Source organism: Halomonas eurihalina, from assembly GCF_008274785.1.
GTDB classification, from domain to species: domain Bacteria; phylum Pseudomonadota; class Gammaproteobacteria; order Pseudomonadales; family Halomonadaceae; genus Halomonas; species Halomonas eurihalina.
In genome coordinates, this window is record NZ_VTPU01000050.1 from 1 (window position 1) to 398 (window position 398).

The 398-nt window shown below is 65.3% G+C and carries 1 protein-coding gene; it reads left to right on the top strand.

Annotated elements, in window-relative coordinates; all coding sequences use genetic code 11:
• The coding region (locus FZZ93_RS18370; RefSeq protein ID WP_223111809.1) for a hypothetical protein at positions 1–398 on the top strand (398 nt) is incomplete at both ends.

The following is a 398-nucleotide window of genomic DNA, read 5'->3' on the forward strand; positions in this document are numbered from 1 at the left end:
GCCATGCCGGTGGGGCCGGAACCGCCGGCGAGTTCCTTGAACCTTCGTCTCAACCTGCCGGGAGTTGAGGTGCCTAAAGCGGATAACCTTCAGGTGGGGTTCTGGGGCGTAACGCGCGGCAGCCAGCAGGAGCTTCACGAGGACCTGATGGCCCATGCAGGTATTGCCCAGGAAGAAGGCAGCTGCCGGCTGGACTATGCCCTGGATCCCGAACGCGTCGGTGACTGGCATACCCTGGTACTGGTGGTGCGTATCACCTCTCAGGGGGCATCTTCACCGACGGCTACCGCGGCCTTCGAGGTCTTCAGCCGCCTGGATGCCGTATCGCCCCGGGAGGACTGGAGACCCGTCGAGCCCCTGGAAGGGCGTGAGGCCACTGCCTGGCAGGCCATGCCGCT